Annotated in this window: 24 protein-coding genes; 6 read left to right on the forward strand and 18 right to left on the reverse strand. The window is 70.8% G+C overall.

Annotated features, from left to right (window positions below; genetic code table 11):
- Positions 1 to 131 precede the first annotated feature (131 nt).
- The 6 genes from gcl to WFJ01_RS01500 form a co-directional block, all read right to left on the reverse strand.
- A complete protein-coding gene (gcl, locus tag WFJ01_RS01475) occupies positions 132 to 1919 on the reverse strand; it encodes a glyoxylate carboligase (protein WP_336627992.1) in 1788 nt (595 codons plus the stop codon).
- Between the two features lie 129 nt (positions 1920 to 2048).
- Positions 2049 to 2924, reverse strand: coding sequence for a 2-hydroxy-3-oxopropionate reductase (locus WFJ01_RS01480; protein WP_251443033.1), 876 nt, complete (start codon positions 2922 to 2924; stop codon positions 2049 to 2051).
- A 32-nt stretch (positions 2925 to 2956) separates the two neighbouring features.
- Entirely contained in the window at positions 2957 to 3757 is an 801-nt protein-coding gene (locus WFJ01_RS01485; protein WP_336627993.1) for a hydroxypyruvate isomerase family protein, read from the reverse strand.
- Positions 3758 to 4079: 322 nt separating this feature from the next.
- The gene (locus tag WFJ01_RS01490) at positions 4080 to 4901 is read right to left on the reverse strand and encodes a bifunctional allantoicase/(S)-ureidoglycine aminohydrolase (RefSeq protein ID WP_251443037.1); all 822 of its coding nucleotides are present in this window, start codon (positions 4899 to 4901) and stop codon (positions 4080 to 4082) included.
- Positions 4898 to 6172, reverse strand: a complete 1275-nt coding sequence (locus WFJ01_RS01495) for a DUF6986 family protein (RefSeq protein ID WP_336627994.1) — start codon at positions 6170 to 6172, stop codon at positions 4898 to 4900. The genes WFJ01_RS01490 and WFJ01_RS01495 overlap by 4 nt, the downstream gene beginning before the upstream one ends.
- Positions 6173 to 6177: 5 nt before the next feature.
- Positions 6178 to 7569, reverse strand: a complete 1392-nt coding sequence (locus tag WFJ01_RS01500) for an NAD-dependent malic enzyme (RefSeq protein ID WP_251443041.1) — start codon at positions 7567 to 7569, stop codon at positions 6178 to 6180.
- 193 nt (positions 7570 to 7762) lie between these two features.
- Here WFJ01_RS01500 and WFJ01_RS01505 point away from each other — a divergent pair, with 193 nt between their 5' ends.
- Positions 7763 to 8554, forward strand: a complete 792-nt coding sequence (locus tag WFJ01_RS01505; RefSeq protein WP_336627995.1) for an IclR family transcriptional regulator — start codon at positions 7763 to 7765, stop codon at positions 8552 to 8554.
- Positions 8555 to 8706: 152 nt separating this feature from the next.
- On the opposite strand, the gene aceE is transcribed toward WFJ01_RS01505, so the two are convergent.
- Positions 8707 to 11412, reverse strand: coding sequence for a pyruvate dehydrogenase (acetyl-transferring), homodimeric type (gene aceE, locus WFJ01_RS01510; protein ID WP_336627996.1), 2706 nt, complete (start codon positions 11410 to 11412; stop codon positions 8707 to 8709).
- An 88-nt stretch (positions 11413 to 11500) separates the two neighbouring features.
- Here aceE and WFJ01_RS01515 point away from each other — a divergent pair, with 88 nt between their 5' ends.
- On the forward strand, positions 11501 to 12247 hold the full coding sequence (locus WFJ01_RS01515; RefSeq protein WP_336627997.1) for an SDR family oxidoreductase: 747 nt from the start codon (positions 11501 to 11503) through the stop codon (positions 12245 to 12247).
- Between the two features lie 254 nt (positions 12248 to 12501).
- Here WFJ01_RS01515 and pucL read toward each other — a convergent pair whose 3' ends face one another.
- The 6 genes from pucL to coaBC form a co-directional block, all read right to left on the reverse strand.
- Positions 12502 to 13395: a factor-independent urate hydroxylase gene (gene pucL, locus WFJ01_RS01520; protein ID WP_336627998.1), complete on the reverse strand. Its 894-nt coding sequence runs from the start codon at positions 13393 to 13395 to the stop codon at positions 12502 to 12504.
- A 12-nt stretch (positions 13396 to 13407) separates the two neighbouring features.
- Positions 13408 to 13749, reverse strand: a complete 342-nt coding sequence (gene uraH / locus WFJ01_RS01525; protein ID WP_295035593.1) for a hydroxyisourate hydrolase — start codon at positions 13747 to 13749, stop codon at positions 13408 to 13410.
- On the reverse strand, positions 13746 to 14249 hold the full coding sequence (gene uraD, locus WFJ01_RS01530) for a 2-oxo-4-hydroxy-4-carboxy-5-ureidoimidazoline decarboxylase (RefSeq protein ID WP_251443058.1): 504 nt from the start codon (positions 14247 to 14249) through the stop codon (positions 13746 to 13748). Before uraD ends, uraH begins: the two co-directional genes overlap by 4 nt.
- A 389-nt stretch (positions 14250 to 14638) precedes the next feature.
- The gene (gene bcp / locus WFJ01_RS01535; protein ID WP_251443061.1) at positions 14639 to 15106 is read right to left on the reverse strand and encodes a thioredoxin-dependent thiol peroxidase; all 468 of its coding nucleotides are present in this window, start codon (positions 15104 to 15106) and stop codon (positions 14639 to 14641) included.
- Between the two features lie 20 nt (positions 15107 to 15126).
- Positions 15127 to 16002, reverse strand: coding sequence for an HpcH/HpaI aldolase/citrate lyase family protein (locus WFJ01_RS01540; protein ID WP_336627999.1), 876 nt, complete (start codon positions 16000 to 16002; stop codon positions 15127 to 15129).
- A gap of 96 nt (positions 16003 to 16098) precedes the next feature.
- Positions 16099 to 17316 (reverse strand): bifunctional phosphopantothenoylcysteine decarboxylase/phosphopantothenate--cysteine ligase CoaBC, encoded by a 1218-nt coding sequence (coaBC, locus tag WFJ01_RS01545; RefSeq protein ID WP_336628000.1) that lies wholly within the window; start codon positions 17314 to 17316, stop codon positions 16099 to 16101.
- A gap of 377 nt (positions 17317 to 17693) precedes the next feature.
- Here coaBC and WFJ01_RS01550 point away from each other — a divergent pair, with 377 nt between their 5' ends.
- Both WFJ01_RS01550 and WFJ01_RS01555 read left to right on the forward strand, forming a co-directional pair.
- Positions 17694 to 18401: an NRDE family protein gene (locus WFJ01_RS01550; RefSeq protein ID WP_292883037.1), complete on the forward strand. Its 708-nt coding sequence runs from the start codon at positions 17694 to 17696 to the stop codon at positions 18399 to 18401.
- A gap of 62 nt (positions 18402 to 18463) precedes the next feature.
- On the forward strand, positions 18464 to 18970 hold the full coding sequence (locus tag WFJ01_RS01555) for a hypothetical protein (RefSeq protein ID WP_292883034.1): 507 nt from the start codon (positions 18464 to 18466) through the stop codon (positions 18968 to 18970).
- A gap of 19 nt (positions 18971 to 18989) precedes the next feature.
- On the opposite strand, the gene WFJ01_RS01560 is transcribed toward WFJ01_RS01555, so the two are convergent.
- The 3 genes from WFJ01_RS01560 to WFJ01_RS01570 form a co-directional block, all read right to left on the reverse strand.
- Positions 18990 to 20210, reverse strand: a complete 1221-nt coding sequence (locus tag WFJ01_RS01560; RefSeq protein ID WP_292883031.1) for a glycosyltransferase family 4 protein — start codon at positions 20208 to 20210, stop codon at positions 18990 to 18992.
- Between the two features lie 5 nt (positions 20211 to 20215).
- A complete protein-coding gene (locus WFJ01_RS01565) occupies positions 20216 to 21451 on the reverse strand; it encodes a glycosyltransferase (RefSeq protein ID WP_442928026.1) in 1236 nt (411 codons plus the stop codon).
- Positions 21452 to 21861: 410 nt separating this feature from the next.
- Positions 21862 to 24324: a polysaccharide lyase 8 family protein gene (locus WFJ01_RS01570; protein ID WP_336628001.1), complete on the reverse strand. Its 2463-nt coding sequence runs from the start codon at positions 24322 to 24324 to the stop codon at positions 21862 to 21864.
- A 141-nt stretch (positions 24325 to 24465) separates the two neighbouring features.
- Between WFJ01_RS01570 and WFJ01_RS01575 the strand changes: the two genes are divergently transcribed.
- Entirely contained in the window at positions 24466 to 25056 is a 591-nt protein-coding gene (locus WFJ01_RS01575; RefSeq protein ID WP_292883582.1) for a hypothetical protein, read from the forward strand.
- A 46-nt stretch (positions 25057 to 25102) separates the two neighbouring features.
- Here the strand turns inward: WFJ01_RS01575 and WFJ01_RS01580 are convergent, their stop codons facing one another.
- The gene (locus tag WFJ01_RS01580) at positions 25103 to 25513 is read right to left on the reverse strand and encodes an MmcQ/YjbR family DNA-binding protein (protein WP_336628002.1); all 411 of its coding nucleotides are present in this window, start codon (positions 25511 to 25513) and stop codon (positions 25103 to 25105) included.
- Between the two features lie 161 nt (positions 25514 to 25674).
- Here WFJ01_RS01580 and WFJ01_RS01585 point away from each other — a divergent pair, with 161 nt between their 5' ends.
- A complete protein-coding gene (locus WFJ01_RS01585; RefSeq protein ID WP_336628003.1) occupies positions 25675 to 25938 on the forward strand; it encodes a hypothetical protein in 264 nt (87 codons plus the stop codon).
- Here the strand turns inward: WFJ01_RS01585 and WFJ01_RS01590 are convergent.
- Positions 25904 to 26515, reverse strand: coding sequence for a dihydrofolate reductase family protein (locus tag WFJ01_RS01590; RefSeq protein WP_336628004.1), 612 nt, complete (start codon positions 26513 to 26515; stop codon positions 25904 to 25906). The genes WFJ01_RS01585 and WFJ01_RS01590 overlap by 35 nt on opposite strands.
- Positions 26516 to 26531: the final 16 nt, after the last annotated feature.

The following is a 26531-nucleotide window of genomic DNA, read 5'->3' on the forward strand; positions in this document are numbered from 1 at the left end:
TTGAGCGTGCCTGCGCCACGCCAGGGTCGCAGATGACGGGGCCCGCTCCGCGAGACTCCCTCCTCGGGGTGAGACGGCACGTCAGGCGTGGGGTCTCGTGCCGAGAACGGAGTCTCGCGGTCGGGTCGCGCTCAGTCGAGCAGCGCGTAGATGGCCTCGGGGGCGTCGGCGGGCGACGTCGCGAGGTCCTCGAACTCGTTCATGGTGTCGAGGTCGGCGCCCATCGCGATGTTCGTGACGCGCTCGAGGATCACCTCGACGACCACCGGCACCTGGAACTCGTCGCGCAGACGCTGCGCCTCCGCGAAGCCCGCGGCGAGGTCCTCGGGGCGCTCGACGCGCAGCGCCTTGGCGCCCAGGCCCTCGGCCACCTTCACGTGGTCCACGCCGTAGCCGGTGGCGATCGAGGACGAGTCCTGCGGGGTGTTCACGTTGTCGAACGCGAGCGACACCTCGTAGTCCATCTCGAAGCCGCGCTGCGACTGGCGGATGAGGCCCAGGTAGCTGTTGTTCACGACGACGTGGATGTACGGCAGCTTGTGCTGCGCACCGACCGCGAGCTCCTCGATCATGAACTGGAAGTCGTAGTCGCCCGAGAGCGCGACGACCTGCTCGCCCGGCTTGCCGCGCACGACGCCGAGGGCGGCGGGGCCGGTCCAGCCCAGGGGGCCCGCCTGGCCGGCGTTGATCCACTTGCGCGGGCCGTAGACGTGCAGCAGCTGCGCCCCGGCGATCTGGGACAGCCCGATCGTGGTGACGAACGTGGTGTCCCGGTCGAACGCCGACAGCATCTCCTGGTACACGCGGTGCGGCTTCATCGGCACGTTGTCGAAGTTGGTCTTGCGCTGCAGGCGCGCCTTGCGGTCGCGGCACTCCTGGGCCCAGCCGTTGTAGTCGGGCAGCTCGGCGACGCGCTCCCGCGCGGCCTCGAGCAGCGCGTCGATGAAGGCGCCCGCGTCCGAGACCACACCGTAGTCGGGCGCGAAGACGCGGCCGATCTGCGTGGGCTCGATGTCGACGTGCACGAAGGTGCGGCCCTTGCGGTAGGTGTCGAGGCCGCCCGTGTGACGGTTCGCCCAGCGGTTGCCGATGCCCAGCACGAAGTCGGACTCGAGGAAGCTCGCGTTGCCGTAGCGCTGCGAGGTCTGGATCCCGACCAGGCCCGCGGCGAGCGCGTGGTCGTCGGGCAGCACGCCCCAGCCCATCAGGGTCGGGAAGACCGGCACGCCCAGGGTCTCGGCGAGCTCGACGAGCTTCTCGGAGGCGCCGGAGTTCACGATGCCGCCACCGGCGATGATCGCCGGGTGCTTCGAGGCGACGAGCATGTCGAGCACCTTCTCGGCCTGCGCGCGGGCCGCCGCCGGCTTCGCCACCGGAAGCGGCTCGTAGGTGTCGATGTCGAACTCGATCTCGGTCATCTGCACGTCGAACGGCAGGTCGATGAGCACCGGACCGGGACGGCCGGAGCGCATGATCTGGAACGCGGACTGGAAGACGCCGGGCACCTGCGCACCCTCGAGGACGGTCTTGGCGAACTTCGTGACGGGCTTCGCGATCGACGCGATGTCGACGGCCTGGAAGTCCTCCTTGTCGAGCTTCGCCACCGGAGCCTGGCCGGTGATGCAGAGCATCGGGATGGAGTCGGCGATCGCGGCGTAGAGACCGGTGATCATGTCGGTGCCGGCGGGGCCCGAGGTGCCGAGGCACACGCCGATGCGGCCGTCGCCCGTGCGGCTGTAGCCGTCGGCCATGTGGCTCGCGCCCTCGACGTGGCGGGCCAGGGTGTGCCGGATGCCGCCGTTGGCGCGCATCGCGGAGTAGAGCGGGTTGATGGCGGCACCGGGGAGGCCGAAGGCCTCGTCCGCGCCTTCCTTGATCAGGATCTGGACGATCGCGTCGACTGCGCGCATGCGGGTCATGAGAAGTTCCTTAGGTCTGGTTTGTGGTCGTTGAGCGAGCGAAGCGAGACGAAACGCGGTGCTCTGCCGGAGACGCCGTATCGTCTTGGTCGCCTTCGGCGTCCTCGCTCAACGACCCCGAAGAATGGGTCAGTTGCCGGAGAGCTCGTTGGTGAGCTTGAACAGGCCGGAGTGGTCCAGCCCGCCGTCGCCGCGGGCGACGAGCGCGTTCACGAGCTGAGCGACGGCGGCGCCGAGCGGGACGGTGACCCCGACCGAGCGCGCAGCCGACGTGACGATGCCCAGATCCTTGTTGTGGAGGGCGAGGCGGAAGCCGGGCGCGAAGTCGCGGTTCAGCATCTTCTGGCCCTTCTGGTCGAGGACCTTGGATCCGGCGAGACCGCCGCCGAGCACGGTGAGCGCCGCGTCGGTGTCGACGCCGAACGCCTCGAGGAAGACGACCGCCTCGGCGAGCGCCTGGATGTTGACCGCGACGATGAGCTGGTTGGCCGCCTTCACGGTCTGCCCGGCGCCGGCGGGGCCGACGTGGACGATGGTCTTGCCGATCGCGTTGAGCACCGGCTCGGCCTTCGCGAAGTCCTCGGGGGATCCGCCGACCATGATCGACAGGACGGCGTCGATCGCGCCCTGCTCGCCGCCCGACACGGGGGCGTCGACGGCGCCGAAGCCGGCGGCCACGGCCTCCTCGGCGAGCTCCTTGGCGACGTCCGGGCGGATCGACGAGTTGTCGATCCACAGCGCGCCGGCCTTGGCGTTCGCGAACACCCCGTCCGGGCCCTGCACGACGCCGGCCACATCCGGGGAGTCCGGGACCATGGTGATGACGACGTCGGCGTCCTTGACCGCGTCGGCGATGCTGGTGGCGGCGGTGCCGCCCGCGGCGGCGAGCTTGTCGATCGCCTCCTGGCTGCGGTTGAAGCCGGCGACGTCGTAGCCGGCGGCGACGAGGTTCTTCGCCATGGGCAGGCCCATGATGCCGAGGCCGATGAATGCGATGCGGGTCATGTCTTCGCTCCTTCGCGGACGTTCTGGTGAGTTCAGGCCTGAGCGGCCGAGGTGGTGATCCAGGCGAAGGGATCCGCCTGGGTGGCCTTGTACTCGAGGCCGATGACGCCGGCGTAGCCGCCGGCCTGGGCGTCGGCGATCCACTGCTCGAGCGGGAGGTCGCCGGTGCCGGGCTCGCCGCGGCCGGGGGCGTCGGCGATCTGGATATGACCGAACTCGGCGGCGTGCTCGGCGATCACCGCGGGCACGTCGTCGCCGTTGACGGCGAGGTGGTAGAAGTCGGCGAGCAGGCGGACGTTGTCGACGCCCTCCTCGGCCTTGACCCGGTCGATGATCGCCAGCGCGTCGGCGGCGGTCTTCAGCGGGTAGGTGTCCATGCCGGAGACCGGCTCGAGCAGCACGATGCCGCCGAGCTCGGCGACCGCGCGGCCCGCGGCGGCGAGGTTCTTCACGGCCAGGTCGTCCTGCGCCTGCGGGTCGACGCCCTCGAGGCGGTTCCCGTAGAGCGCGTTGAACGCGGTGGTGCCGAGACGGCGGCCGATCTCGACGACGACGTCGATGTTGGCGGCGAACTCGTCCTCGCGGCCGACCCACGACACCAGGCCGCGGTCGCCGCCCGGCATGTCGCCGGCGAAGAAGTTCAGTCCCGTCAGCTGCACGCCCGCGTCCTGGATGGCGGCGACGAACGCGTCGACCTCCTCCGGCGCGGGAACGGCGACGGAGAACGGCCACCAGTACTCCACGGCGTCGAAGCCGGCGGCCTTCGCGGCGGCCGGGCGCTCGAGGATCGGCAGCTCGGTCAGAAGGATGGAGGCGTTGACGGTGTAGGTCATGGGATCGTCCTTGATTCAGTGATGATGCGAGATCTAATTCCGAATTATGGAAAGAAAATCTTGATTGATGAAAGTTTAGGCCGAGGGCCCGGACTTGTCAACGGGTCGCGGGACCGGGATCCCCGCGACTCCACCCACGCAACCCACAGGACGAATGCGACTCTGCAGGACGGATCCGCGAATGCCGTCCTGCAGAGTTGTAACCGTCCTGCGGATCGCAGGGGCCCGGATCATGGCGTGACGAACGCGACTGAGGCGACGAACGCCGCCCCCTGGCGGGAGCGGCGTTCGCGCGGGCCTTCGACGGGCTCGGGGACCGTCGTCAGGTCAGGCGGATCTGGCGGTTCATGTCCTTGTAGAGCAGGTAGCGGAAGTCCTCCGGACCGCCGGCGTAGCAGGCCTGCGGGCAGAACGCGCGCAGCAGCATGTAGTCGCCGGCCTCGCACTCCACCCAGTCGTCGTTGAGGCGGTAGACGGCCTTGCCCTGCAGCACGAACAGGCCGTGCTCCATGATGTGCGTCTCGGCGAACGGGATGGATCCGCCCGGCTTGAAGGTCACGATGTTGACCTGCATGTCGTGCGCCATGTCGCTCGCGTCCGAGAAGCGCGTGGTCGACCACACGTCGTCGGTGTCGGGCATCGAGACCGGCTCGATGTCGTTGTCGCTCGTGACGAACGACGCGGGCGCATCGATCCCGTCGAGGTACTCGTAGGCCTTGCGGATCCAGTGGAAGCTGGTCAGCTCGGAACCCTCGTTCGCGAGCGACCACTGCGCGTTCGGGGTGATGAACGCATAGCCGCCGGCCTCGAGCACGTGCCGCTCGCCCTCGAGAGTGAGGGTGAGCTCGCCGGTCGTGACGAACAGCACGCTCTCCACGCCGGCCTCGGGCTCGGGCTTGGCGGCGCCGCCGCCCGGCGCGATCTCGACGATGAGCTGCGAGAACGTCTGCGCCGAGCTCGGCGTGGGCCGGGCGAGGATCCAGGCGCGGGTGTCGGTGAAGCCGGGCAGGCTCGAGGTGACGATGTCGCGCAGCACGCCCTTCGGGATGAACGAGTAGGCGAGCTTGACGACCGCGCGGTCGGTGAGCAGGTCGGACTGCGGGGGCAGGCCGCCGGCCGGGGTGTAGTAGGTGCGGGTGCTCAAGAGACGGCCTCCTTGGTCGTGAGCTTCGGATGGGCGAGGCGGACGAGCGCCTCCGGCTCGGAGCCGGTCGCCGCGCGGACCTCCTCGGCCGTGAGCGCGCCGCACTCGAGGCCGCGCACGACGAACCGTGCGAGGGCCCGGGCCGTCGCCGGCTCGTCCATGATCGTGGCGTCGCTGCCGTGCAGGTAGTTGTCCAGGCGCTTGGCGGCCGCGGCGAACCCCTCGCGGTAGAACGCGTAGGTCGCGAGGTACCGGGTCGGCAGCTGCGCGGCGTGCAGGTCCCAGCCCTGGTAGTAGCCGCGCTCGAGCGAGCGCCGCACCAGGCGCGCGTGCAGCTTCCATGCCTCGATGACGTGCTCCGGATCGCCGACGGGGATCACGTTGGTGGATCCGTCGGAGATCCGCACGCCGGTCTCGGCGACGGCGACCTGCATCACCTGCTTGGCGAAGTCGGCCGCCGGGTGCTCCATCGACTGGTAGGCGGCCGCGATCTGCAGCGAGGCGCTGTAGTCGTAGGTGCCGTAGTGCAGGGCGGAGACCCGGCCGTCGGCGCGGTGCAGGAGCGTGGCGACGGGAACGGATCCGTCGGCCGCGACGATGAGCTGCGGCGTCTCCATCTGTACCTCGAAGCGCAGCCGTCCCGCCGGCAGCCCGAGACGCTGCTCGAACAGCTCGCAGAGCGCGACCATGGCCTCGACCTGCTCGACCGTGGTGACCTTCGGCAGCGTCAGCACGAGCCCGTCCGGGAGTCCGCCGGTGCGGACCAGCGTCGTCAGGAACAGGTCGAGCGTGCGGATCCCGCGCCGGCGCGTGGGCGCCTCGAAGCACTTGAACCGGATGCCGATGAACGGCGGGGCGACGCCGGCCGCGACGGCGGCGGACACCCGTTCGGCGGCGAGGACCGCATCCGCGTCCTCCTCGTCGTCGGGGCGGGCGCCGTAGCCGTCCTCGAAGTCGAGACGGAGGTCCTCGATCGGCTCGCGCTGCAGCTTGGCGTCCACGAGCGGGGCCAGCTCGTCGGCGAGCGCGCCGAGTCCCACGGCCTGCGCGAGGGCGACCGCGCCGCCGAAGTCGGTGACGGTCTGCGCCGCGACCTGCCCGAAGGCGGCCGGCAGCTCGGGCCGGTACCGGTCGGCGGGCACGTACAGCGTGTGCACGGGCTGACGGGATCCGTCGTCACCGGGGTACTCGGTCGCCAGCAGCGTGTCGGTGCCGGAGAGGCGGGCGTCGACGTCGGCGAGATCGCCCTCGCCGAGGGTGCCTGCGGACATACCCGTCACTCCTTCGACGACTCGACGACGCGCACGATCGCCTCGGCGACGGCGCCGGCCACGAGCGGGTCGAAGACGCTCGGGATGATGAAGCTCGCGTTGAGCTCGTCATCGCCGATGCGCTCGGCGATGGCGCCCGCGGCTGCGACCAGCATAGGCGGCGTGATGTCCGACACGCCGGCGTCGAGCAGGCCGCGGAAGAAGCCGGGGAACGCGAGGACGTTGTTGATCTGGTTGGGGAAGTCGCTGCGGCCCGTGGCCACCACCGCGGCGTGCTTGGACGCGACGATCGGGTCGACCTCGGGCGTCGGGTTCGCCATCGCGAACACGATCGCGTCGTCGGCCATGGCCGCGATGTCGGCCTCGTCCAGGATGTTCGGGGCGCTCACGCCGATGAACACGTCGGCGTCGACCACGGCCTCCTTGAGCGTGCCGCGGAAGTCGCGCGGGTTGGTGGTCGCGGCGAGCTCCTTGCGGTGCGCGTCGGCGTACTCCTCGCCGCGGTGGATCGCGCCGTTGCGGCCGCAGGCGACGATGTCGACGGCCCCCTCGGCGAGCAGCAGCTGCACGATCGCGTTGCCCGCGGCCCCGACGCCGGAGACCACGATCCGCACCTCGCCGATCGTCTTGCCGACGACCTTGAGCGCGTTGCGGAGGGCGGCCAGGGTGACGATCGCGGTGCCGTGCTGGTCGTCGTGGAAGACCGGGATGTCGAGCTCGTCGCGCAGGCGCGCCTCGATCTCGAAGCAGCGGGGGGCGGCGATGTCCTCGAGGTTCACGCCGCCGTAGACCGGGGCGATCGCCTTCACGATCTTGATGATCTCCTCGGTGTCCTTGGTGTCCAGGCAGACCGGCCACGCGTCGACGTTGGCGAACTGCTTGAACAGGGCGGCCTTGCCCTCCATGACCGGCAGCGCAGCCTCCGGGCCGATGTCGCCGAGGCCGAGCACGGCGGTGCCGTCGGTGACCACGGCGATCGTGTTGCGCTTGACGGTGAGGTTGCGGGCCTTGCTCTTGTCCTCGGCGATCGCCATGCAGACGCGGGCGACACCCGGCGTGTAGGCGCGGGACAGGTCGTCACGGTTGCGCAGCGGCACGCTGGGCACGACCTCGAGCTTGCCGCCGAGGTGCATCAGGAAGGTGCGGTCGCTGACCTGGCGGACGGTGACGTCGTCGAGCGCGTCGATCGCGTCGCGCACCTGCTCGGCGTGCTCCTCGCCGGTCGTGTTGCACGTGAGGTCGACGACGATCGTGGTCGGGTGCGACTCGACGACGTCGAGCGCGGTGACGACGGCGCCCGCGTCCGCGGCCGCGGCGGCGAGCTCGCTCGTGACAGTGAAGTTGGACGGCGCGTCGATGCGCAGCGTGATCGAATTGCCGGGACCCGGGTTCGCCATGATTCCTCCTCATCGAGACGTCCGGGCAGAGGGCTCGGGCGCCGGTTACGGTGATGAAACTCTTTACAACTTTCGTATTGTGGACACTATTATCTCCATCGTGGAAGTTTTGCGCAAGGTGCGTTTCGAACGCACTCGGATTTCCGGCGCGCGACTCTCGCATGATGGAATAATCACGACGACGGGAGCGAGAATGACGGACATTTCGAACGCGAAGAAGGCGGATCCGAAGGCGGGCAAGAGCGCGGGATCCGGTGTGCAGTCGGTCGAGCGCGTGTTCGAGCTCCTCGAGCTCGTCACCGACGCCGGTGGCGACGTGACGCTCAGCGAGCTCTCGGCGTCGACGGACCTGCCGCTGCCCACCATCCACCGGCTGCTGCGCACCCTCGTCTCGCTGGGATACGCGCGACAGCTGCCCAACCGCCGCTACGCCCTCGGCCCGCGACTCATCCGCATCGGCGAAGGGGCCTCCCGACAGTTCGGCGCGCTCGCACGTCCGCAGCTGAAGACCCTCGTCGATGCCCTGGGCGAGAGCGCCAACATGGCCGTGCTCGACGGCGACATGGTCGTCTACGTCGCCCAGGTGCCCTCGCAGCACTCGATGCGCATGTTCACGGAGGTCGGCCGGCGCGCCAACGTGCACGACACCGGCGTGGGCAAGGCGATCCTCGCCCAGCTCGACGACGACACCGTGCGCGGCATCGTCGGCCGCACCGGCATGAGCACCCCGACCGAGTACAGCATCGGCACCGTGGACGCGCTGCTGAAGGAGCTCGACCTCATCCGCGAGCGCGGCTACTCGATCGACGAGCAGGAGCAGGAGATCGGCGTGCGCTGCTACGCGATGGCCGTGCCCGGCGCCCCGACCCCGACCGCGGTCTCGGTCTCGGGTCCGATCGCCCGCGTGACCGAGGAGTTCGCGCACCGCGCGGTGCCGCTCCTGCGCGAAGCCGCCACGGCGATCGCCGCCGACCTGGAGGCCTGAGCCCCACCGGGGGCACCGCCCCCGCAACTCCGAAGGGCGGATGCAACTCCGAAGGACGGATCCACGGATCCCGTCCTGTGGAATTGCATCCGTCCTTCGTTCGTGGCCACCGTCGGGGTCGCCGAGCGAGCGCGCTCGACGACCCCGGCCCGTCACTCCGCGTCGGTGCCGCTGGTGCCGGCGTTCACGTCGAGCAGGCGGTACTTCTCGGCGGCCTGCTGCGGGATCGAGGCGTCGATCTCGCCGCGCTTGGCGAGCAGCTGCAGCGTGCGGACCACGACCGACGGGCCGTCGATCTTGAAGTACCGGCGGGCGGCGGCGCGGGTGTCCGAGAAGCCGAAGCCGTCGGCGCCCAGCGTCGCCCAGTCGTTCGGGACGAACTGGCGGATCTGGTCCGGCAGGTCCTTCGCGTAGTCGCTGACGGCGACGATCGGGCCGTGCGCGTCGGCGAGCTGCTGCCGGAGGAACGGCTCCCGGGCGCCGCGTCCGAGGAACTCGTCCTCCTCGGCGGCGACGGCGTCGCGACGCAGCTCGGTCCAGCTGGTGACCGACCAGACGTCGGACTCCACGCCCCAGTCGTCGCGGAGCAGCTGCTGCGCCTCCTGCGCCCAGGTCACGCCGATGCCCGAGGCGAGCAGGTGCGCACGCGGGGCATCGACGGGGGCGATCCGGTGGATGCCGCCCAGGATCCCCGCCACGTCGACGCCCTCCGGCTCGGCCGGCTGCACGATCGGCTCGTTGTAGACCATGAGGTTGTAGATGTAGTTGCGATCGGTCGAGTCCGCGCCGTACATGCGCTCGATGCCCGCGCGCATGATGTGGCCGATCTCGTAGCCGAACGCCGGGTCGTAGGTGATCACCGCGGCGTTCGTCGCCGCGAGCAGCGGCGAGTGCCCGTCGGCGTGCTGCAGCCCCTCGCCGGTCAGGGTGGTGCGCCCGGCGGTCGCCGAGATCAGGAAGCCGCGCGTCATCTGGTCGGCGGCCGCCCAGAGGGAGTCCCCGGTGCGCTGGAAGCCGAACATCGAGTAGAACACGTACACCGGCACGAGCGGCACGCCGTGGGTCGCATAGGCGGTGCCCGCGGCGGTGAAGGCGGCGATGGATCCGGCCTCGTTGATGCCGACGTGCACGATCTGCCCGGCCGTGGACTCCTTGTACGAGAGCACGATGTCGCGGTCGACCGCGAGGTAGTTCTGCCCGTTCGGGTTGTAGATCTTCGCCGTCGGGAAGAACGCGTCCATGCCGAAGGTGCGCGCCTCGTCGGGGATGATCGGGACGATCCGCTTGCCGAACTCGGGGTCGCGCATGAGGTCCTTGAGCACCCGCACGAACGCCATCGTCGTCGCGGCCTGCTGCTTGCCGGATCCGCGCGCCGCGACCTCGTACGCCTTAGGGTCGGGCAGCGCGATCTCGCCGGAGGCGTGCGGGCGCCGCTCGGGCAGGTATCCGCCGAGCGCCTGGCGCCGCTCCTGCATGTACCGGATCTCCGGAGCGTCGGCGCCGGGGTGGTAGTACGGCGGCTCGTAGGGGTTCGCCTCGAGCTGCTCGTCGCTGATCGGCACGCGCAGGTGGTCGCGGAAGTCCTTGAGGTCCTGCAGCGTCATCTTCTTCATCTGGTGCGTGGCGTTGCGCGCCTCGAACCGCGGGCCGAGGCCGTAGCCCTTGACCGTCTTGACGAGGATCACGGTGGGCTTGCCGTTGTGCTCCATCGACTGCTGGTACGCCGCGAACACCTTGCGGTAGTCGTGGCCGCCGCGCTTGAGGCCCCAGATCTCGTCGTCGCTGAGGTGCTCGGCGAGCTTGAGCGCGCGCGGGTCGCGTCCGAAGAAGTTCTCCCGGATGAACGCGCCGGACTCGCCCTTGTAGGTCTGGTAGTCGCCGTCCACGGTCGTGTTCATCACGTTCAGCAGGGCGCCCTCGGTGTCGGCTTCGAGGAGCGCATCCCACTCCCGGCCCCAGACGACCTTGATGACGTTCCAGCCGGCGCCGCGGAAGAAGCCCTCGAGCTCCTGGATGATCTTGCCGTTGCCGCGCACCGGCCCGTCCAGGCGCTGCAGGTTGCAGTTCACGACGAAGGTGAGGTTGTCGAGCTTGTCGTTGGCGGCGAGCTGCAGCAGGCCGCGGCTCTCCGGCTCGTCCATCTCGCCGTCGCCGAGGAACGCCCAGACGTGCTGGTCGCTGGTGTCCTTGAGCCCGCGGTTGTGCAGGTAGCGGTTGGACTGGGCCTGGTAGATCGCGTTCATCGGGCCGATGCCCATCGACACGGTCGGGAACTCCCAGAACTCCGGCATGAGCCGCGGGTGCGGGTAGGAGCTCAGCGCGTGCCCCTCGCGCGACTTCTCCTGGCGGAAGCCGTCGAGGTCCTCCTCGCTGAGGCGGCCCTCCATGAAGGCGCGGGCGTACATGCCGGGCGACGCGTGGCCCTGGAAGTAGATCTGGTCGCCGCCGCCGGGGTGGTCCTTGCCGCGGAAGAAGTGGTTGAAGCCCACCTCGTACAGGGTCGCGGCCCCCGCGTAGGTGGAGATGTGGCCGCCGACGCCGATGCCGGGGCGCTGCGCGCGGTGCACGAGGATCGCGGCGTTCCAGCGCATCCAGGCGCGGTAGCGGCGCTCGAGCTCCTCGTCGCCCGGGTAGGCCGGCTCGTCGTCGGCGGAGATCGTGTTGACGTAGTCCGTGGTCGCGTTCGGCTCGTCGACGACGCCGGCACGGGCGGCCAGCGTGCGCACGATGTGCTCGCCGCGCTCGGCTCCGCGCTGGGCGACGAGCGCATCCAGCGACTCGAGCCATTCGGCGGTCTCTTCGGGGTCGTGATCCAGGGTCTCGGATCCGAGGGCGGCGGAGCTGCTCTGTTCGTGCATCTTCGGCCTTTCTGTGAGAAGTCGGGGTGACCTGTTAGATGTAGGGGGCTGCCGGTTCGGCAGCGGAGTCGAGTCGTGAGGAGTGAGGATGCACGCACGCATCGCTGTGGTGACGGGGGCGGGATCCGGGATCGGGCGCGCCGTGGCGCGCACCATGCTGGCCGCCGGATACCGCGTCGCGCTCGCCGGGCGGCGCGAGGCTGCGCTGGCGGAGACGGCGGCCGGGCATTCGGACGCGCTGGTGGTCCCGACAGACGTGACGGTCGAGGCCGAGGTGGACGCCCTGTTCGACCGGGTGGTGCGCGAGTGGGGCCGCGTGGACGTGCTGTTCAACAACGCCGGCGCCTTCGGCCCCGCCGTCTCTGCGGCGGACATCGAGCTCGCCGACTGGGAGCAGACGCTCGCGGTGAACCTCACCGGCGCGCTGCTCTGCGCGCGGGCGGCGATGCGGACGATGCGGGCGCAGTCGCCGCAGGGCGGACGCATCATCAACAACGGCTCCATCTCGGCGCAGGCACCGCGACCGCTGTCGGTGGCGTACGCCGTGAGCAAGCACGCCCTCACGGGACTCACCCGCTCCATCGATCTGGACGGCCGGCCGTTCCGCATCTCGTGCGGTCAGATCGACATCGGCAACACCCGCACCGAGATCATGGACGAGCTCGGGGTCGGATCCGGCGCGCTGCAGGCCGACGGCTCCCGCAAGGTCGAGCCCACGTTCTCCGTCGACGAGGCCGCCCGCACCGTGCTGTTCATGGCGGATCTGCCGCTCGAGGCCAACATCGGGGCGCTCACGATCACCGCGAGCGGGATGCCGTTCGGCGGGCGCGGCTGAGGGATCGCGGGGGTTCGCGATCATCGGCGGACCTCCTCGTCGCCTCCCGCTCTCTGCTGAGACGACGGGGTTCTTGCTCGGTTCCGGATCCAGTTGATTTCAGATCGTGGAAGATTAATTTCAGATTGCGTAACTAGTTTCCTCCGACAAGGGGGTCCTTGTCAAGGTTCCGGACCTTCGCAGACTCCGGGAGACACGAATGCGGGGCCCGGCGAACCGGGCCCCGCATTCGTGTGGCGGTCGTGGTCAGTCGCTCAGCAGAAGCCGGCGATGCCACCCCAGGACCAGTGGTCGGCGTCGGCGCCGTCGCGCAGGAACGACGCCTCGATGAGCCCATAGGGGCGATCGGCGGCGTAGAAGACCTCATTGGGGTTCTCCAGGCCGAACGGCGACAGGTCCACGACGAAGTGGTGCTTGTTCGGGGTCGAGAAGCGGATCTCGTCGATCTCGGGGTGCGCGTCGAGCACCGCCTCGGCCATCTCCTTCAGCGTGTGCTGCAGGGCGTACGAGTAGTTGCGCGAGAAGCCGGCCAGCAGGAGGCGGCGGACGTCGGCGTAGACCTCGTTGAAGTCGAGGTCGATGCGGTTGTAGCGCCACTTCGCGGTGACCGAGGTGGCGAGGATGCGGTCCTCGGTCTCGGGGAGCGTCGTGTACTTGTCCCGCGGGTAGCCGACGAAGCCGCTCGCGGTCGACTTGAGCACCGTGAGGTCCTGCAGACCCGCGATGACGGTGGTGTCGTCGCCGTCGATCTGCACGACCGCGGTGCGGGTCTCGGTGCCGCCGCGGACGAAGGCGTGGTCGTGCTCGCCGGCGTCGCCCTCGATGCGCAGCCAGGTGTACTGCTCGGCCGCCCAGCGACCGCCGGTCACCCAGTCGAACTCGCCGGTGAAGTGCCGGCCGAGGCGGAGGAGGAACTCCTCCGGGCTGCCGACGCCGTCCTTGGCGAAGGCGAAGACCGTGTTCTTCTGCGTGTCGGTGGCGACGACGTTCTCGTTGTTGCCGTCGAAGTGCGCCGAGGCGAAGTCGCCGCGCAGCTGCGACGTGACGTTCAGGTCCTCGATCTCGTGGCGGTCGGTGTCGCGCGTGATGCGGACGACGCGGTTCTCCGCCTTGCCGTACTGGTTCTTACCCAGGATGATGCTGGTCATGTCGGATTCCTCTTAGCTTCCTCGATAGGTGGAATAGGCGAACGGACTGAGCAGGAGCGGCACGTGATAGTGCGCCTGCTCGGCGTCGACCTGGAAGGTCAGCACCACCTCCGGGAAGAAGGTGTCCGTCATGATGCCGGCGAAGTAGGCCGCGGTGTCGAACCGGAGGCGGTACGCACCGCTCTCCAGCCTCTCCGGACCCAGCTCTTTCACCCGCCCGTCAGCATCGGTGAAGCCCGAACCGATCCCGGTCCACGCGTCGCCGTCGCGGGCTTCGAGCACGACGGCGACGCCGGGCGCGGGGCGCCCGAGTGTGGTGTCCAGGATGTGGGTGGTCACGTGGGAGACGCTCATGCGCTCGCTCCTTCGGTCTCGATGGCCGCCGTCAGACGCAGAGCGGCGATCTCGCGCAGCTGCCGGTCGACGACGGCGAGCTCCTGCTCGTCGGTGTTGCCGAGCCGCTCGTGCAGCAGGGCGAGGATCTCCTGGGCCGAACGGCCCGCGGCCCGCACGAGGAAGACGCGGTCGAACCGCTCCTCGTAGGCGCGGTTGCCCTCGACGAGTGCGGCGGCCGTCACCTCGTCGACGCTCGGCTGCTCGCGGCGCGAGTGCGCGGCCTCGGCGCTCGTGCCGTCCACCTTCGCGCCGATCCGCGGGTGGTGCGCCAGCGCGCCGTCGAGCTCGGCCTCGCTGAGCGGGGCGGCGACGGAGAGCGCGGCATCGGCGAGCGCGTCGACCGAGGCGTAGGGACGGCCGTCGAGGATCTCATCGATCCAGCGGGCGATGTCCAGTGCGGGCTTCACGGCGATCGCGGCGGCGGCGCGATCTGCGGAGTTGAACTCCTCGAGCAACATCTTCGATCCTCAAGCCATGCTGGCATCCGGCGTGTCGTGCTTACGGGGGATCCGCGTGCGGGATCCGATCCTATCGAAGAGATAGTTTCCGTAGTCCGGAACTGTTATTTCAGCATGTGTAACTATTGTGCGGATCGGATCCGCGGATGTCAACCCCCTCGGGGAACTTCCCCCGCCTGGTGCCCCGACTTGGACGATCGGATCCGGGCGGGGTGTCACGATCAGCACACCATGCGACGATCAGCACACGTGTAGACGTGGATCCGTGTGCCGATCGTCGCATGGTGTGCTGATCGTCGCATGACGGACGCTCGCCGGACGCCCCGGTCGCACCCCGGACGCGCAGAACGCACCCCCGGGGATCCCGGTGGTGCGTTCTGCGCCGCGGTTCAGACGCCGAGCTCGGCGCGCAGGCGCGCGACGTGACCGGTCGCCTCGACGCCGTACTCGGCGCGCTGCACGACCCCGTCGCCGTCGAGCACGAAGGTCGAGCGGATGACGCCGTCGAACGTGCGGTCGCCGACGGTCTTCTCCCCCCACACGCCCCACGCCTGCGCCACGGCGGCGTCGGTGTCGGCGAGCAGCGGGAAGGTCAGGCCCTCCGCCTCGGAGAAGGCGCGGATGTCGGCGACCTCGTCGGGCGAGACGCCGAGCACCGAGTAGCCGGCGGCGTCGAGCGAGGAGAGGTTGTCGCGGAAGTCGCAGGCCTCGGTCGTGCAGCCCGGAGTGGCCGCCTTCGGGTAGAAGTACACGACGACGTTGCGGCCGCGGTAGTCCTCGAGCGAGACCCGGGCGCCGTCGGCGTCCTGGAGGGAGAAGGAGGGCGCGGTGTCGCCGGGGGCGAGGCGAGTGGTCATGATGTCTCCGTTCGGATGGATCAGTGGGTGACGGGCAGCACGCCGAAGGCCTCGGCGAGCTGCATGATCTTGCGGGCACGTCCGAGACGCGGCAGGTCGCTGCCGTCGCGCACGATGCGCCCGCGCGCGTCGAAGTCCTCGAGGAACTCGTACGCCCACTCGACGTCGGTGCGGGTGGGGCTGATGACCTCGTTCACGACGGGGGTCTGGTCGGCCTGCAGGCAGAGCTTGCCCGTCATGCCCATCGACACCGTGATGGCCGACTGCTCACGCAGGATGGGATGGCTGGATCCGACCGTCGGGCCGTCGATGGGTCCGGGCAGGCCGCCGGCGCGGCTGGAGATCACCAGGCGCGCCCGGGGGTAGGCCATGGCCTCGCGGTCGGCCGACATGCCGGTGTCGCGGCGGAAGTCGCCGCTGCCGAACGCGAGCCGGAAGGCGCCCTTCGCCCGGGCGATCTCGGTCGCGTTCTCGATGCCGACCGCGGACTCCACGAGCGCGACCACGGGGACCCGCGCGCCGAGGCGGTTGAACGTGTCCATGACCTGACCGCCGAACTCGGTCTTGGCCAGCATCACGCCCTGCAGGCCCGGGGCGTCGCGCAGCCCGTCGAGGTCGGGCGACCAGTGCTCGCTCGTCGCATCGTTGATGCGCACCCACGCGCGGTTCGGCCTGCCGTCGGCGGCGGATCCGTGCAGCCAGCGCACGACGTCGTCACGGGCGGAGTCCTTGTGGCTCGCGTCGACCGCGTCCTCCACGTCGAGCACCACCGCGTCGGCGTGCGAACGCGCGGCCTCGTCGAACGTCTCCGGCTTCGTCGCGGCGACGAGGAGCCACGAGCGCGCCAGCTCCGGCGCGATCTCGCGCGGACCGGACGTGGGAAGCGGAGCGTTCATTTCATTCCATTCTATGAAACTCGAATTTTGCAATATGAAAAGATTACCTCGTGTGGTGTTGCGACGCCAGCCTCAGCCTGCCGACGCCCGCGCGACTCATCCCCGCAGCGCAACCACCGCGTCCCACAGGACCGCGGCGACACGGCGCTTGGAGCCGGCCGTCACCGCGACCACCTCGCCCTCCCGCCCGATGAGCTCGATCGCGTTGTCCTCCGCCTCGAAGCCGTGCTCGGCGTCGGCGAGGTTCACCGCGAGCAGATCGGCGCCCTTGCGCTCGCGCTTGCGCCGCGCGCGCTCGCGCCGGGCGTCGGGATCCGTCGAGGTCTCGGCGGCGAACCCCACGATGATCTGGCCCTCGGGCGCCCCGCCCTCTCGGCGGGCCGCCCCGAGCGCCGCGAGCACGTCCTCGTTCTCGACGAGCTCGATCCGCTCGAGGATCCCGTCCTCCTTGGTGAGCTTGTGGGTCGCGGCCTGCGCCGGGCGATAGTCGGCGACGGCGGCGGCCATGACCACGGCATCGGCGACGGCGGCCGCATCCTTCATGACCGTCGCGAGTTCCTCCGCGGTCGCGACCGGGCGGATCCGGATCCGCGGATGCGCCGCAGCGGCCAACACGTCGCCGGCCAGGTTCGCCGCGACGAGGTCGACCTCGGCGCCGCGCATCGCGGCCTCGACGGCGAGGGCGACCCCCTGCCGCCCGCTGGAACGGTTGCCGAGGTAGCGCACCGGATCGATCGGCTCGCGGGTGCCCCCGGCGGAGACCGCGACCCGCAGGCCGTCCAGATCCTGCGGGGCGAGCAGGCGCAGCGCGGCCTCGGCGATCGCCTCGGGCTCGCTCATCCGGCCGGGTCCGCTGTCGCCGCCCGCGAGCTCGCCGTCGTCGGGCCCGATCACATGCACCCCGCGCCCGACGAGGGTGCGGATGTTGGCCTGCGTCGCGGGATGCGCCCACATCTCGGCGTGCATCGCGGGCGCGACGAGCACCGGCGCGGTCGTGGCGAGCAGGGTCGTGCCCAACAGGTTGTCGGCGATCCCGGCCGCCATGCGCGCGAGGGTGTTCGCGGTCGCGGGCGCGACGACGACGAGGTCGGCGCCCTGGCCCAGCGCGACATGGCGCACCTTCGCCACGTCGTCGTGCACGCTCGTGGTGACCGGATTGCGGCTGATCGCCTCCCAGGTCGGCGCACCCACGAAGCGCAGGGCGTCCTCCGTGGGGATGACGGTCACATCGTGGCCTGCCTTCACCAGGAGTCGAACGAGCTGCACCGATTTGTAGGCCGCGATGCCGCCGGAGACCCCCACCACGATGTCCATCCCCCGATTCTGCCATCCGGCCCGGCGCGGCGGCCCGCCGGGGCCGGGCGGCCGTCTGCGGAGCGCTGCCCGGGGACGCGGGCGACCCCGGCCGTTGTGCAGGAACCCCCGGTCGTTCTGCAGGGACTTACCGCCGTTGTGCAGGGACCCGCCGCTGTTGCGCCAGACCCCGCCATCGCGGATCCACTCGTTTCAGCCCCGAAACCGGCACTTTCTCTCCATGTGGCCCTGCAGAACGGCTCGGGCTCCCTGCACAACGACGAAGCCTCCCTGCACAACGTCCGCGCCTCCCTGCAGAACGACGCAGGGTCCCTGCATAACGGCGCGAGGTTCGGCGGAACGACCTCGCCGCTGCTCGCGTCCATAGACTGAGGCGCGTGTGCACGGTCGTGATCGAGGTCGACGAGGCAGGGGTGCGGCTGCTGGCCGTGCGCGATGAGGACCCGCAGCGGGAGTGGGACGCGCTCGGAGCGTGGTGGCCCGCCCAGCCCGGCGTCGTCGGGATCCGGGACCGTCGGGCGGGCGGCGCCTGGCTCGCCGCGGATCCGGCGGAACGGCGGCTCGCTGTGCTGCTCAACCGCGCCGACGTGCTCGACCTCCCCGCGGACCAGGCGGTCTCCCGCGGCACGCTCGCCCTCGCCTCGGTCGCGGGGGCCTTCGCGAGTCTCGAGGACGGGGTCGAGGTCGGCTCGGCGCGCATGCACGGCTTCAACCTGCTCGAGGTCTCCCCCACCGGCGCCCGCGTGCTGTCGTGGGACGGATCCGTCCTGCGCGAGACCCCGGTGCCCGCCGGCGTGCACATGATCGCGCACGACGACCTCGACGACCCCGGCACCGCACGGATCGCCCGCTGGCTGCCCGAGTTCCAGGCGCATCCGACGAGGGACGCCGCCTGGCCCGACTCCTGGATCCGGCTCCTGGCGTCGACCGCCGAGCTGGACCCCTCCGACGACCGGGCGATCATCCGCGACAACCGCTCGCACGGCTACCCGACGCAGTCCCTCCTCTACGCGACCGCCGCCGTCGACAAGGACGGCGTCGAGGTGCTCGACCACACCCTGCCCGCACCGGCGCACTGGGGCTGAGCCCCCCGGTATGGGCAGCACTGCCCATACCGCACGGCCATCGGGACCGGTACGTTCGGGACATGACGGATCCGCACCAGAACGTCCCCGCCCCGCAGCCCCCGACCGCTCCCGGTCCTGGCACCATCGGCAGCCCCGCCGCGGGAACGGGTCAGAGCCCGGCGGGACAGATGTACGGGGCGCCCGCGTACCAGGCCCCGGGCTACGGAGCCGTCCACGCCGCACCGGGATACGCGGCGCCGATCGCCGGCCCGCAGCCGAGCACGGCGGGCGGCATGGTCATGCTCGCTCTCGTGTTCGCCGGCCTCGCCGTGATCACCGGCTGGGCGAACACGCTGGGAGCGTTCCTCTCGTACCGCCTCAACCTGCCCCCGTGGATCTTCTCGCTGCTCGGCGGGCTCACCATCGCGGTCTTCGACGCGCTCGCGCTCGTGTTCGGCATCATCGCCGCGCGTCGCGGCGGCGGGGTCAGGGCGGGCATCGCGATCGGCGTCGCGATCGTGGGCCTGCTCGGCCTGCTGTTCAGCCTGACGCTGCCCGCGCTGTACTCCACGCTGATGCGCTTCTGAGGGCCGGGCGGAACCGCCCTCAGCGTCCGGCGCGGGCGAGCACGCGCTCGTACACCTCGAGCATCGCCGCGGTCCGCGACGACTGCCGGAAGTCGGCGGAGACCTGCGGATCCGGCTCGGGGGCACGGCCGCCTGCGATGTCGGCCGCGGCGAGACGCAGGGTCTCGGCGAGCGCGGCCACCCGCCCCGGCTCGTCCCGGGCATCGGGCACGGCCCAGAGCCCGCCGCCCAGCTCGCCGGCGATGTCGGGGTCGCTCACGATCGTCGGGGTGCCGAGGGTGGCCGCCTCGAACGGGGTCATGCCCTGGGTCTCGAAGCCGATGGACGTTTGCACGACGGCATCGGCGGCGGCGATCCGGGCGAGCACGTCCGCGTAGCCGATCCGTCCGGCGAAGTGGATGCGCGGCCGGGAGGCGCGCGCGGCGATGCGCTCGGCAGCGCGCAGCTGGGCCCCGCCGCCCACGATCTCGATGTCGGCGTCCACGTCGCTCGCGACGACGGCCTCCAGGAACGGCAGCAGGCGCTTCTCGGGACTCATCCGGCCGAGCCAGATGAATCGCGGCCGCCCGGGGGCGCGCTCCGTCGGAGCCGCCGCGAGCACCTGCTCGCGCACCTCGTCGTCGATGCCGTTCCAGATCACGTCCACGGATCCGAAGACGCCGTGCTGCTCGAGCCGGCGGGCGAAGTGCCCCGACGGGGCGGTCACGGCCCGCGACTCCGCGGCGACCCCGGCGAGATACGCCCACCCGTCGGCACCGCGCGGCTGCGGCCCGATCCCGCGCAGCGCCGTGCGCCGCCACAGGTTCAGCGCACCCAGCACGGGCCGGTGCAGCGGGGTGACGGCGGCGATGCCCACATCCACCCGGTTGTGCATCGTGTGCACGGCGGGGATGCCGTGCCGATGCGCGAAGCGATGTCCGATGAACGCGCCCCAGAAGTCGGCCTGCACGTGCACCAGATCGACCGGGGGCCGCCGGGTCATCGCGCGGTCGAGGAAGCGGTCGGTGCGCCGCCCCGGCCAGGTCAGCGAGTACTCGCGGTCGGCCGTGATCGGGATCGAAGGAAGGTCGATGTAGCCGGGATCCGCCGCCGCGTCCCCGCCGCGTGCCGAGTGCATCCGCGGTGCGACGATCGTGACCGTGTGCCCAGCCCGCTCCAGATAGGTGCGCTGCAGTCGCATCGAGACCTGCGCGCCACCCAGCGACTCGGCGTGCTGGTCGGCGAAGAAGACGATGTGCATCCGGTCTACTCCGGCAGCGGCTCGTCGCGGTACAGCGCCTCGAAGGTGTCCAGCGTGCGGTTGATGTCGTGCACGGCGACGCCGTCGAGCGACGCCCGCTGCATCCGCTCGTACTCGGCCGGATCCGCGGTGAGCACGTCGGTGAGACGCGCCGCGAGCTCGTTCACGTTGCCCGGCTCGAACAGGTAGCCGTTCACGCCGTCCTGCACGAGGTGCGGCAGGGCCACGGCGTCGGCCGCGACGATCGGCAGCGCCGAGGCCATCGCCTCCATGGTCGCGATGGACTGCAGCTCGGCGATCGAGGCGATCACGAACAGCGAGGCGCGGCTCAGCAGCGCGCGCAGCTCGGCGTCGGTGGTGCGGCCGTGGAAGGTGACGCGGTCCTGCAGGCCGAGCTGCTGCGTGAGCGCCTCGAGCTGCTTGCGCTGGTCGCCGCCGCCGACGATGTCGAACGTCACGTCGAGAGCCGGATCCAGCTTGGTCATCGCCTTGAGGATGACCTCGACCTGCTTCTCGGCGGTGAGCCGGCCCACGAACACGATGCGGTTCTTCTCGCGCGGGCCGATGACCGGGGTGTACTGCGTGCGGTCGATGCCGCAGCTGACCGGGATGACGCCCTCGACGTCGATCGTGCGCTCGAGGAAGTCGGCGGCGCGGCGGGTCGGGGTGGTCACCGCGCGGGTGAGCGCGAACGTCCGGCTCGCGTCGGCCCAGGCGAGGCGCAGCACGATGTCGTCGATGAACTTCGGCATCGTCGTGTGGTCGAGGATGTTCTCGGCCATGACGTGGTTGGTGGCGATCACCGGGATGCCGCGCTCGTGCGCGATCCGCGACAGACCCCGCCCGATCACGATGTGCGACTGGATGTGCACGACGTCGGGCTGCACGGCGTCGAGCACCTGGCGCGCATAGTGCTTCGAACGCCACGGCCAGACGAACCGCAGCCAGTCGTGCGGAGCCCAGCGCACCGACGGCAGCCGGTGCAGGGTCATCGCCTCGCCCTCGATCACCTCGGTGCGGGGCTTGGCCGTGCGGTAGGCCTGGTTCGGAGCCACGACGTGCACGTCGTGGCCGCGCTGCACGAGGCCGGCCGCGAGGCGCTCCGTGAACCGGGCCGCGCCGTTCACGTCGGGCGAGAAGGTGTCGGCGCCGATGAGGATCCGCAGCGGGCGCGGCTCGGCCGGGGCGGACGCGGCGGTGTCGGAGGTGGCCTGCGGGCGATGGTCGCCGGGGGAAGTCACGTGATTGCTGCCTTTTGCTGGGCCGCGGCGCCGGCGAGCGCCTCATCGGCCGTTCGAACCCCGCGGAGATGGCCTGGATCGGGCGCTGGCCACTCTACCCGAGGGGCCTGGGGATCCGACGGAGGCCGGCACGGGCCCGCCGCGGTTGGGCCGGCACGGGCCCGCCGAGGTCGGGCCGGCACGGCCCTGCCGCGGTCCCGCGCCGGCCCGGCAGGGTTCGGCGCCCGGCCCGTGGGTTCCCAATTCAGGCTGGATCCGTGTCCCTGACGGTTTTCCGGCCGGAACGGCGCGGATCCGAGGATCCAGCCTGAGTTGTGTCGACGTCGGACGGATGACCGGAGCTCGCGGCCCCGTGTCACCCGCGTGGGACCGCGGCCGCCCGGCGGATCGCCGGCCGGCCGCGGCCGCGATCACGCGCCGAGGACGATCCTCTTGGCGTGCCCGTGTCCGTCCAGGTCGAACTCGAGGGTGAGCGGCGCCGTGCCGACCACCCGCACCCCGTCGTCCCCTTCGACCACCGTCGACTGCGCGACGCCGGCGAGCACGACCCGTGCGGTCGTCTGCGTGCGGCTCGGGTCGGACAGCACGACCGTCGTGCGGCCCGCGTCGGTGCGCACGGCGAGCGAGCACGGCCCGCCGACCGTCACGCCGTACGCCGGCGCCGAGCCGGCGGGCGTCGCCTGGAAGAAGTTCGCGAGGACGAGGCCCTGACCCGCCACGCGGATCGCCTGCGCCTGCGCGTTGTTCGCCAGCACCTCGACGCTCGGGGCGCCCGACTCCGCGAACGTGACCGAGTGCGCGACGTTCGGCAGCACCATGTAGGCATAGCCCCCGCCGGACGGGTTCGTGCCGTGGTGGTGGGTGAGGGTGACGTAGTCGCGGTTCTTCACGTCGGTCGTGCCGCCGGTGTCGGATCCGGAGTTGATCGTCTGCCAGTCGCCCGAGCGCGGAACGACCTGCACGTCGATCGTCCCGGAGACGTTCTCGCCCTTGAGGAAGACGTAGCCGCCGTGACCCATGATGTGCACGTTGCGCTTGACGGTGATCGCCCCGTCCGCCGCGGCGAGGGCCCGGTTGCGGTTGTCGGTGCGCACGTTCGGCACGGTTCCCGGCGCGAACGAACGGTTGTCGATCGTGGTGAACACGTCGAACCCCGACACCGACGTGATCGCCGACCCGAGGCACACCACCTTGTCGTCGAGGAAGAACCACGACTTGCGCGCGCTGAGCGACTTGTCGAAGTTCAGGTGGTCCATGCCCTGGATGCCCCAGCGCTCATCGAGCGCGAGACCGCCGCCGAACGCCTGGAACGCGCGCGGGATGCCCGTGCCGTCGGTCGCGCCGTTCGCCCGCGGCGCCGCCGTCACCGTCGTGCCCGGCAGCCGGTACGGGTCGACCGTGGGCCAGAAGTCGGCGCTGTACTGGGCCGGATCCGCCGAGCTGTAGAAGAACGTCATTCCGTCGCCCTGATACCAGCCGAGGTTGTTCTCCTTGTTGCCCCACTCGTAGCGACCGATCCGCTTCGACGAGACGTTGACGACGGCGCTGAAGCCCGGCCGGTGATGCACGAGCCGGTCCTGGTCGCCGAACGCCTTCGTGGAGACCGGGGCGTCGGCCGGCGTGACCGAGCCGTCGGCGAGGATCGAGGTCACGAGCAGCGACTTCGCCACCGTCTGCGTGGGCAGGCCGTAGAGCTTCTCGTCGGTGCAGCGCTGCAGCCAGCCCTTCACGAGCGAGAGGTAGCGGCCGCGGTACGGCTCGCCTGCTCCCTGGGCCAGCAGCAGGATCGCGGTGATCGCCGCGGCGCCGTCGACGTAGTCCGGCTCCGCCTGCCGCGACACCGCGCGCCCGCGGACGGCCTCCATCATGCGGCCGTTCCAGATGAACGGCGCATAGGAGGCCTCGACCGCATCGAGGATCACCGACTTCTTCGGATCCGTCACGTCCCAGTCGCTTCCGCCGAGGAGCCCGAGGATCTCGGCGACGGCGCCGAGCGTGACCACACCGTAGGTGCCGACGTAGGGCAGGTAGGTGTGCTGCACGAAGGATCCGTCGACGTAGAAGCCGTCGCCGCTCGTGACGTAGCCGAACACGCTGTTCCTGCCGGCGCGCACCGTGTCGCTGAGGGCGTCGCGGGCCAGCGCGATCTCGTCCGGACGGCCGTCGAGGATCCCGCGCAGCGCGCAGGACAGCGCCTTGTCGGTGCGGTTGGCACCGGTCTCGGCGAGGCTCGTCGCCCGCCCGCGCCAGTTCGGATCTGGCGTGAAGTATCGGGCGGCGGCCATGAGCGCGGTGCGCACGTCGGCCGGGACCTCCTCGTGCAGCAGGACGCAGATGTCGGCCGCCTTGCGGGGCACGCCGATCTCCCAGAACCACCAGTTGCCGACCGGAGACTTGCCCGCCTTGTAGATGTTCGCGCTGAGCCAGGTCAGCGCATCCACGAGATCGGCCGCGAGCGCGGCGTCGCCGTACTGCGCGCATCCCGCGGTCGCGTAGGCGAGCGCGAGGTCGAAGATGCGGTTGAAGGTGACGCCCATGTTCCCGGACAGGACCGTGCCCGTCACTCCCGTGAGAGGCAGGTCGCTCCAGATGCCGGGGGACGCCGCCGGGCGCACCATCGCGTTCCACGACGCGGTCGCCGCGTCGCTCATCCCGCTCAGCACGCCGGCGAGCTCGGGGACGGAGGCCGCGCTGCCGTCGCCGGCGAGCATGACGGCGCGGCGCTGGACGAGCACTGCGAGCGGGTCGTCGTCGGCGGTCCGGACGCTCCCGGGAAGGGTGCGGGCGCTCGCCGATCCGCCGGCGACGGCGACGAGAGCACCGGCTCCGAGCAGTCCGAGCAGGGCGCGGCGGTTCATTTCGAGGGGGGACATCATCGGCCTCCGGGTCGTTCGGGGGAAGGATTCGCGGACCATGGTATGCGCTTTCCCACCCAAATAGTAGAGGCGGTGTACATATTTCATCGCGCCCTGGACGCACGGCGGACCCCCACCTTCGCCCCCTACGCTCTGAGCATGCGCCTGCTCGCCGACGCCGACCCCGAACGCTGGATCCCCGTGACCGGATCCCTCGGCCTGCGCGGTCGCCGGCACCGCAAGGCCGCGATCGGCATGCTGCTGGGCCAGCTGAACGGCGCGGCGGGCGCGACGCCGCGCCCCGGGTCCGGCTTCGGCGCCTGGGCGCTCAGCCAGGCGGCGCCGTTCCTCATGCGCAAGGCCGACGGGCGCGTGCTCGTATGGACGTGGAAGGCGGAGCCCGAGCTGATCGTCGCGATGGCGAGCGCCCAGGAGCTCACGCCGCAGGTGCGCACCGCCCGCGCCATGATGCCGATGGAGTACGACGACACCGAGGCGTTCCGCAACCCCTACCTGGGCGTGGGCGAGAAGCTCGTGGTGCCGCTGCCGGTCGAGCCCGGCGCACCGCCGTTCGCGACCTACACGTGGGACACGGGCACGCACCTCATCACGCTGCAGGCGGTGTGCGCCGACCGGGAGCGCTTCGGCACCGTGATCGGCGCGGTGGACGAGATCGCACGCACGCTGCGCTCCCAGGACGAGCTCTCCGTCGGCGAGTCCGGACCCGTGCTGCGGCTGCCGCCGGCCTGACCGGCCCGAGCCCGCCGGCCGCGCGCACACCGCCCTGTCCGCACGCTCAGGCGAGGCCGCGTTCGTCCAGCCACTGCCGGGCGACGGCCTTCGGCGCCCGCAGAAGCCAGGCGTCGGCGATGACCTCCCCGAGCTGATCGGGCGCGATCTCGTCGAGCCGCAGCAGCACCGCCGGATAGCCTGCGAAGTGCGGGATGGTGAAGAAGATCCGCGGGTCCGCCGCGACGAGCTCGGCGGCGAGAGCCACCGACTCGGTGCGCACCGCGAGCACCGGCCCGTCCGGCCAGGCGCGGCCCAGCTCGGCGAGCTGGCGCAGGTCAGTCTGCGACGGCCCGCGCATCCAGGCGATCTGGCCGCCGTTGCAGCGCCAGCCGGGGGCGCCCGTGTGGCCGCCGACGCGCTCCTCGACGCCGGGAAGCGCGAGGGCGAGGGTGCGGACGCCGTCGATCGTGGCCATGGATCCGATCCTCCCCGTCGCTGGGGAATGGCTCAACCTTCTGATCTTCTGCTCGCCCTGCACAGCCGACGGCGTCCTCCCGTTCTGCACAGCTCGCACAATCGGCCGACGATCCCGTCCGCACCGCTGACACACTGGCCCGAACGGCGCAGAATGGAGGCATGGACATGACCGAACCGCAGGTGTGGACCCTCATCGGCGTCTTCACTGCGATCATGCTCGGCGGCATGACCCTGATGACGACCCTGCTGACGAAGACGGTCGAGGCGCGCTTCGACGGGCTGCGCGGCGAGATGACCGGGCTGCGCGGCGAGATGAACGCCCGCTTCGACTCGGTGAACTCCCGACTCGAGAAGATCGAGCACACGGTCGACCGCCTCGACGACGAGGTCAGCGGTCTCGCGAAGCGGATGTGGGGGTCCTGAGCCGCACGGAGGACGATCGGCGGAACTCCAAGAGCGTCACGCCCGAGTCGAATGCCGTCGACGCGGTGCGCGTGAACGCCTCCGGGGCGTAGCCGCTCCGCCCGAACAGCGGGATCCCGTCGCCGAAGAGCACGGGGGGCATCTTCAGCACCAGGCGGTCGATCTCCCCGGCGAGCTGCGCGGCGAGCGCCCCGCCGCCGCAGAGCCAGATGCCGCTGCCGGCCTCGGCCTTGAGTCGGCGGACGACCGGGACCGGATCCTCGTCGACGAACTCCACGCCCTCGACCGGCTCCGCCTCGCGGTGCGTGAAGACGACCTGGCGCAGGTGGCGGTAGGGGCTCGTCAGGGTCGGGAGCCCGACCGCGTACGTGTTCCAGCCCATGAGCACGGTGTCGAACAGGGCACGGTCCTGCGTGAGGCCGATCGCCTCGGCATAGGCGCTGGGGAATGCATCGGGGAAACGCGCGCCGAGCGCCGCCATGTGGTCGCCCTCGTAGAGGAAGGCGTCGAACTGCCCGTCGGGACCGGCGATGAAGCCGTCCAGCGTGACGGCGATGTAGTACGTGAGCTCTCGCACAGGTCCTCCGATCCTC

Source organism: Microbacterium sp. MMO-35 (genome assembly GCF_037147555.1).
Taxonomy (GTDB): Bacteria; Actinomycetota; Actinomycetes; order Actinomycetales; family Microbacteriaceae; genus Microbacterium.

Excerpts from the sequence above, each read along its gene's own strand:
- gcl (WP_336627992.1), bottom strand. The coding sequence starts at position 1,919 with ATGACCCGCATGCGCGCAGTCGACGCGATCGTCCAGATCCTGATCAAG.
- WFJ01_RS01480 (WP_251443033.1), bottom strand. The coding sequence starts at position 2,924 with ATGACCCGCATCGCATTCATCGGCCTCGGCATCATGGGCCTGCCCATG.
- WFJ01_RS01485 (WP_336627993.1), bottom strand. The coding sequence starts at position 3,757 with ATGACCTACACCGTCAACGCCTCCATCCTTCTGACCGAGCTGCCGATC.
- WFJ01_RS01495 (WP_336627994.1), bottom strand. The coding sequence starts at position 6,172 with ATGTCCGCAGGCACCCTCGGCGAGGGCGATCTCGCCGACGTCGACGCC.
- WFJ01_RS01500 (WP_251443041.1), bottom strand. The coding sequence starts at position 7,569 with ATGGCGAACCCGGGTCCCGGCAATTCGATCACGCTGCGCATCGACGCG.
- WFJ01_RS01505 (WP_336627995.1), top strand. The coding sequence starts at position 7,763 with ATGACGGACATTTCGAACGCGAAGAAGGCGGATCCGAAGGCGGGCAAG.
- aceE (WP_336627996.1), bottom strand. The coding sequence starts at position 11,412 with ATGCACGAACAGAGCAGCTCCGCCGCCCTCGGATCCGAGACCCTGGAT.
- WFJ01_RS01515 (WP_336627997.1), top strand. The coding sequence starts at position 11,501 with ATGCACGCACGCATCGCTGTGGTGACGGGGGCGGGATCCGGGATCGGG.
- pucL (WP_336627998.1), bottom strand. The coding sequence starts at position 13,395 with ATGACCAGCATCATCCTGGGTAAGAACCAGTACGGCAAGGCGGAGAAC.
- uraH (WP_295035593.1), bottom strand. The coding sequence starts at position 13,749 with ATGAGCGTCTCCCACGTGACCACCCACATCCTGGACACCACACTCGGG.
- uraD (WP_251443058.1), bottom strand. The coding sequence starts at position 14,249 with ATGTTGCTCGAGGAGTTCAACTCCGCAGATCGCGCCGCCGCCGCGATC.
- bcp (WP_251443061.1), bottom strand. The coding sequence starts at position 15,106 with ATGACCACTCGCCTCGCCCCCGGCGACACCGCGCCCTCCTTCTCCCTC.
- WFJ01_RS01540 (WP_336627999.1), bottom strand. The coding sequence starts at position 16,002 with ATGAACGCTCCGCTTCCCACGTCCGGTCCGCGCGAGATCGCGCCGGAG.
- coaBC (WP_336628000.1), bottom strand. The coding sequence starts at position 17,316 with ATGGACATCGTGGTGGGGGTCTCCGGCGGCATCGCGGCCTACAAATCG.
- WFJ01_RS01555 (WP_292883034.1), top strand. The coding sequence starts at position 18,464 with ATGACGGATCCGCACCAGAACGTCCCCGCCCCGCAGCCCCCGACCGCT.
- WFJ01_RS01560 (WP_292883031.1), bottom strand. The coding sequence starts at position 20,210 with ATGCACATCGTCTTCTTCGCCGACCAGCACGCCGAGTCGCTGGGTGGC.
- WFJ01_RS01570 (WP_336628001.1), bottom strand. The coding sequence starts at position 24,324 with ATGTCCCCCCTCGAAATGAACCGCCGCGCCCTGCTCGGACTGCTCGGA.
- WFJ01_RS01575 (WP_292883582.1), top strand. The coding sequence starts at position 24,466 with ATGCGCCTGCTCGCCGACGCCGACCCCGAACGCTGGATCCCCGTGACC.
- WFJ01_RS01580 (WP_336628002.1), bottom strand. The coding sequence starts at position 25,513 with ATGGCCACGATCGACGGCGTCCGCACCCTCGCCCTCGCGCTTCCCGGC.
- WFJ01_RS01585 (WP_336628003.1), top strand. The coding sequence starts at position 25,675 with ATGGACATGACCGAACCGCAGGTGTGGACCCTCATCGGCGTCTTCACT.